The organism is Microbacterium sp. H6, assembly GCF_003314775.1.
Classification (GTDB): Bacteria; Actinomycetota; Actinomycetes; order Actinomycetales; family Microbacteriaceae; genus Microbacterium; species Microbacterium oxydans.
Genome location: NZ_QOAY01000288.1, coordinates 14,302 through 19,924, shown reverse-complemented (window position 1 = coordinate 19,924; position 5,623 = coordinate 14,302). Strand labels below are relative to the sequence as shown.

The 5,623-nt window shown below is 68.1% G+C and carries 5 protein-coding genes and 1 pseudogene; 5 read left to right on the top strand and 1 reads right to left on the bottom strand.

Going from position 1 to position 5,623, the window contains the following annotated elements; all coding sequences use genetic code 11:
• The 4 genes and pseudogenes from DSP71_RS24295 to DSP71_RS18585 form a co-directional block, all read left to right on the top strand.
• A pseudogene (locus tag DSP71_RS24295) lies at positions 1 to 352 on the top strand (inorganic phosphate transporter); the annotation flags it as partial.
• Positions 349 to 684: a hypothetical protein gene (locus DSP71_RS18595; protein ID WP_061015993.1), complete on the top strand. Its 336-nt coding sequence runs from the start codon at positions 349 to 351 to the stop codon at positions 682 to 684. The pseudogene DSP71_RS24295 and the gene DSP71_RS18595, both read left to right, overlap by 4 nt.
• A gap of 60 nt (positions 685 to 744) precedes the next feature.
• Positions 745 to 1,665 carry a phosphodiesterase gene (locus DSP71_RS18590; RefSeq protein ID WP_058632302.1) on the top strand — a complete coding sequence of 307 codons (921 nt, stop codon included), beginning with the start codon at positions 745 to 747 and terminating at the stop codon, positions 1,663 to 1,665.
• A gap of 62 nt (positions 1,666 to 1,727) precedes the next feature.
• Positions 1,728 to 3,188: an aspartate ammonia-lyase gene (locus DSP71_RS18585; protein WP_046748284.1), complete on the top strand. Its 1,461-nt coding sequence runs from the start codon at positions 1,728 to 1,730 to the stop codon at positions 3,186 to 3,188.
• Positions 3,189 to 3,252: 64 nt separating this feature from the next.
• Here DSP71_RS18585 and DSP71_RS18580 read toward each other — a convergent pair whose 3' ends face one another.
• Positions 3,253 to 4,122: a fumarylacetoacetate hydrolase family protein gene (locus DSP71_RS18580; protein WP_058630507.1), complete on the bottom strand. Its 870-nt coding sequence runs from the start codon at positions 4,120 to 4,122 to the stop codon at positions 3,253 to 3,255.
• A gap of 202 nt (positions 4,123 to 4,324) precedes the next feature.
• Between DSP71_RS18580 and DSP71_RS18575 the strand changes: the two genes are divergently transcribed.
• The gene (locus DSP71_RS18575) at positions 4,325 to 5,527 is read left to right on the top strand and encodes a PrsW family intramembrane metalloprotease (protein ID WP_258546545.1); all 1,203 of its coding nucleotides are present in this window, start codon (positions 4,325 to 4,327) and stop codon (positions 5,525 to 5,527) included.
• Positions 5,528 to 5,623: the final 96 nt, after the last annotated feature.

Genomic DNA, 5,623 nt, shown 5'->3' with positions numbered 1-5,623 from the left:
CGATGCCGTCATCGCGCTCGCCATCATCCTCGGACTCTTCATGCGGTCACGCCGCAACGCCGTGACGCCGGCGAACGCCATGAGCGACGTCGCCGAGTCGGGCCGTGCGATCGAGCTGCCGGACACACCTCCGCCGACGAGGCGTCAGCAGCGCATCGAGCAGGCCAAGGCCGAGGCTCGGGCCCGGGCCGAGGCGCGTGACAAGGCGAAGGCCGAGGCCAAGGCCCAGGCGAAGAAGGACGCGGCGGCGAAGGCGAAGAAGAAGGCCGACGCCAAAGCGACCACCAAGGCATCGAAGACCGCGTCGACGACGCAGAAGCCCGACGCCGGCCGGAACGGAGAGTCCGAATGAGCGTCTCGATCGACTGGTTCGCGTTCCTCCAGGTGTTCGCGGCCGCCCTCATCGGCGCCGCCGCCATCGTGACGTTCTACGCACTGGGGCTCCGCCTCCTCGTCCGCAGCGGTCGTGCACCTGTCGTGAGCCCCGCCGAGTTCACCGACGCGATCACGGTGATCACGGAGAAGGAGCTGAGGCGCGCCGAGAAGCAGGCTGCCAAGGCCGCCCGCAAGAGCCCGCTGACCGAGGGGCAGAAGTCCCTCGCACTGGTCGGCGCCTATGCCTGTTTCGCGCTGTGCGGTGTCGCCGTCGTCAGCGGGATCCTGCTCCTGGTCCTCGGACACTGATCGACGGCGAACCGCACGGATCCCGCTCCTCGGTGAACGCTCGGCCATAGGCTGGGGCTCATGTCCGCAGGAACAGGCAGCCCCTACGTGTTCGGCAGGCACGAGCCCGCATCTCATGTGCTCGTCCACGTCAGCGACCCGCATTTCCTCGCCGGGGGGATCCGGCTGGGCGGACGCTACGACGTCGAGTCGAACTTCGCCCGCACGCTGGAGGCGATCCGGGCAGTGCATCCGCACCCGGCTGCGATCGTCGTGACGGGCGACCTCGCCGACCTGGGGGAGCCCGAGGCGTACCGGCGACTGCGGGCAGCCGTCGAGCCGGTGGCCGATCAACTGGACACGCCGGTCGTCTGGGTCGCCGGCAATCATGACGAACGCCCTGCACTGCGCGCCGAGCTGCTCGGTCTGGAGCCGACGGAAGACCCTGTCACGGGAATCTGGGACCTCGACGGCCTGAGGGTCATCGCGCTGGACACGAGTGTGCCGGGCTGGCATCACGGCGACCTCGATGAGGGCCAGCTCTCGTGGCTGGCCGACGTGCTCGCCGAACCCGCGCCGCTCGGGACGATCCTGGCCATGCACCACCCGCCGCTGCCGAGCCACCTGCCGCTGTTCGACATCCTCGAGCTGCGGCACCAGGACGAGCTCGCCGACGTCATCCGGGGAAGCGACGTCCGCGGAATCCTCGCCGGCCACCTGCACTACTCGTCCCACGGCACCTTCGCCGGTGTTCCGGTCAGCGTCGCATCCGCCACCTGCTACACGATGAACGTCGCGCGCCCCGCCGCCGAGGTGAACGGCATGGATGCCGCGCAGGCATTCCAGCTCGTCCACGTGTACGCCGACACCATCACGCACACCGTCGTCCCCGTGACCGGCGCCGAGACCGGCGACTACTTCTCCGCGGACTGGCTCGAACGCATGGCGGAGCTCAGCCCGGAAGGGCGACTCGAGGCCTTCTCCCGCAAACCAGGACGCTGAGCGGCGTAGACTGAGGGGCATCCCCCACCCTTCTCACCCGCCACGACCCACGAGGATGTGACATGGCTTCTGCCGCGCCTACCCTGACCCGTACCGAGACCGATTCGCTCGGGAGCATGGAGATTCCCGTCGACGCGTACTGGGGGATCCATACCGCCCGCGCCGACGCGAACTTCCCGATCACGAAGCGGCCGATCTCCGTGTACCCCGACCTCGTGGTCGGTCTCGCGATGGTCAAGCAGGCGAGTGCGCGTGCGAACCGGGAGATCGGCGTGCTCGATCCGGAGCGGGCTGATCTGATCGATCGCGCAGCGCAGCGCGTGATCGACGGCGAGTTCCATGAGCAGTTCACGGTCGGCGTCATCCAGGGTGGTGCCGGAACCTCGACGAACATGAACGCGAACGAGGTCATCACCAACATCGCGCTCGAGATGGCCGGTCACGAGAAGGGCGACTATGCCTTCCTCTCGCCGATCGACCATACGAACCGCAGCCAGTCCACGAACGACGTGTACCCGACCGCGGTGAAGATCGGCCTCTCGCTGACCCTGCGCTCACTGCTCGAGGAGCTCGACCTGCTGCGGCTGTCCTTCCTGGGCAAGTCGCGCGAATTCCACGATGTGCTGAAGGTCGGTCGCACCCAGCTCCAGGACGCCGTGCCCATGACGCTGGGGCAGGAGTTCAACGGTTTCGCCACGACCCTCGGGTACGACCACACGCGACTCACCGAGAACGCGTCCCTCATGTTCGAGATCAACATGGGCGCGACGGCGATCGGTACGGGGATCACGACCCACCCGGGGTACGCACCCGCCGTCCTCAAGCACCTGCGTGAGATCACCGGTCTCGACCTGCGCACGGCCGGCGACCTCGTCGAGGCCACCAGCGACACCGGGTCGTTCATGTCGTTCTCCTCGACGCTGAAGCGCAACGCGATGAAGCTCTCGAAGATCTGCAACGACCTCCGTCTGCTCTCGTCCGGACCGCAGGCGGGTCTCGGAGAGATCAACCTCCCCGCCATGCAGGCGGGCTCGAGCATCATGCCAGGCAAGGTCAACCCGGTCATCCCGGAGGTCGTGAACCAGGTGGCGTTCGCGGTCGCCGGCGCCGACATGACCGTGACGATGGCGGCAGAGGCAGGACAGTTGCAGCTGAACGCCTTCGAGCCGGTGATCGCGCACTCGATCTTCCAGTCGATCACCTGGATGCGTCAGGCGATGTGGACCCTGCGCGTGAACTGCGTCGACGGCATCACCGCCAACCGTGACCGCCTCGGCGCCATGGTGGGGGCATCCGTTGGCGTCATCACAGCCCTCACGCCCTTCATCGGCTACGCGGCGGCGGCCGCTCTGGCGAAGACGGCGCTGCTGACCAACCGCAGCGTTGCCGACCTCGTGGTCGAAGCCGGTCTGATGTCTCGCGAAGAGGTCGTCAAGCAGCTGTCGCCGGCACGTCTCTCCGGCCTCGAGACGATCACGGCGGCGATCCCGGTGGTGGCGTCGGAAGACCTGATCGAGATCTGACCGTATCGATACGACGAGGGGGACGGATGCGGCGCATCCGTCCCCCTCGTCGTATCGTCCGTGCTCAGTCGGTGATCCGGCAGTGCGTGGTCAACTCGCCGATGCCGTCGATGCCGACGGTCACGGTGGAGTGGTCGCGGAGGAAGATCTGCGGGTCGCGTGAGTATCCGGCACCGCCGGGGCTGCCGGTCGAGATCAGGGTGCCGGGGAGCAGCGTGAGCGACTGCGAGAGGTGGGCGATGAGCTTCGCGACCGACCGGACCATCTGGTCGGTGCTCGCGTCCTGCACGGTGTGGCCGTCCACGACGGTCCAGATGTGGAGGTCCTGCGGGTCTGCCACCTCGTCGGCGGTCACGGCGAAGGGCCCGGTCGGAGTGAATCCGTCGAACGACTTGCAGCGGGACCACTGCGCCTCGGAGAACTGGATGTTCCTGGCCGTGATGTCGTTCACCACCGTGTAGCCCCAGACGTGCGTCAGGGCATCGGCCTCGGCGACGTCCTTGGCGGGGGTGCCGATGAGCACGCCGAGCTCGGCTTCGTAGTCGACGGCTTCGCTCAGAGCGCGCGGCCACGACGTGGTCTGGTCGTGACCGGTGAGCGAGTTCGGCCACAGGGTGAAGACCGTCGGCGCGGCGTCCGTCTTCAACCCCAGCTCGCTCGAGTGGGCGGCGTAGTTGAGGCCGACGGCCAGCACTGCGGGGGGAGTGAGCACCGCGGAGTCGAAGGCCCACCCGTCGAGCGGGTGCCGCGGGGCTGAGCCGTTCTCCAGGGCCCCGCGAAGAGCGTCGAGAGCCGATTCTCCTCCCTCGATCAGCTGCTGCAGGGTGGCAGGAGGGTCTGTCAGGAGGTCAGAGACGAGAATGGCGTCCGATCCCTCGACCACGGCGAGAGCCGCGTGGGGGGAGTCAGGACGGCGCAGGTGAGCGAACCGCATGCTCCTACGCTACCGGGTGGGTGCAGGTAGCCGGGTGGAGGGCGTCGCCATATCCGGACCATCGACGTTGTGCCCATAAGCTTTGCCTATGAGTTCCGGAGGACCGACCCAGCCGCAGCAGCCCTCGCCGTATGCTCCTCCGCCCGCGTCGCAGCCGACGTCCGGACCGACACCGCCGCCTCCCTACTCACCCGCTTATCCCGTGGCCTCGACGCCGCCGACCGCTGCGAGGAGGTCTGTCGCGGGCTACGCCTCTCCTCTCGCGCAGCCGACTCCGTACACGCCGCCGGCTCCGGTCGCCCCATCGCCCGCGGAGTCGCTTCCCGCTCTGCCCGTGCCGACGAGGAAGGGCCGCACGATATCGCTCTGGCTCTTCGGCGTGCTCGGTTTCCTGCTGATCGCGCTCGTGGGCTACTTCGTGTGGGCGCTCGGATCCTTCGCCTCCGTGGTCGGTCTGGTCCTCGCGCTCATCCCGCTCACGATCGTGTTCCTCGGCGTCCGGCTGATCGATCGCTGGGAGCCCGAGCCCAAGCGGCTCGTCGCATTCGCGATCGCCTGGGGTGCGGTGGCCGCGGTCGGGCTCACGCTGCTGGTCGACACGGCGCTCACGCTCCTGTTCGGCATCCGGTCTGAGGAGTTCGGTGCTGTCGTGCAGGCACCTGTCGTGGAGGAGCTCTGGAAGGGCCTCGGCGTCTTCCTCATCTTCCTGCTCGCCCGTCGGGCGTTCGACGGTCCTGTCGACGGCATCGTCTACGGAGCCCTGGTCGGTGCGGGCTTCGCCTTCACCGAGAACATCCAGTACTTCGGGGTGAGCTTGATCGAGGGCGGGGGAGAGCAGCTGACCGTGACCTTCGTCGTGCGCGGACTCCTCTCGCCCTTCGCTCACGCCATGTTCACCGCGATCACCGGTTTCGCGATCGGCATGGTCGCTCGTCGCCACGGCTCGGCGCGGGCTGCGGCCGGAGCCGGAGCACTGGGTCTGGTCGGAGCGATCCTGCTGCACGCGCTCTGGAACGGGTCAGCGACCTTCGCGGACTTCTTCGGGCTCTACTTCACTCTCCAGGTGCCGCTGTTCATCGGTTTCATCCTGGGCATCGTCGCGCTGCGACGGGAGGAGGCGCGACTCACGAGAGCCCGCCTGGAGGACTACGCCGCTGCGGGGTGGTTCACCCCGGAGGAAGTCACGATGCTGGCCACACCCGGCGGACGCAAGGTGGGTCTCGCGTGGGCATCCCAGCTGCGCGGCGACCGGCGTCCGCTGATGCGGGCGTTCATCAAGGACGCGACCGAGCTCGCCTCCGTCCGGCAGCGGGCTATCACGGGACGCGACCCGATGGCCGTCAACGACGAGCGTGCGCTGCTGATCCGCACCAGGGCCACGAGGGCGGCTCTCCTGGCCTACTGACGTGCGGCCGCGGCCGGCGTACTCTTCTGGCAAGGAAGGGCGGTGGCGGATGAGGACGTTCGTCGTGATCCACGGCGGTGGTGACGTCGGCTGGTC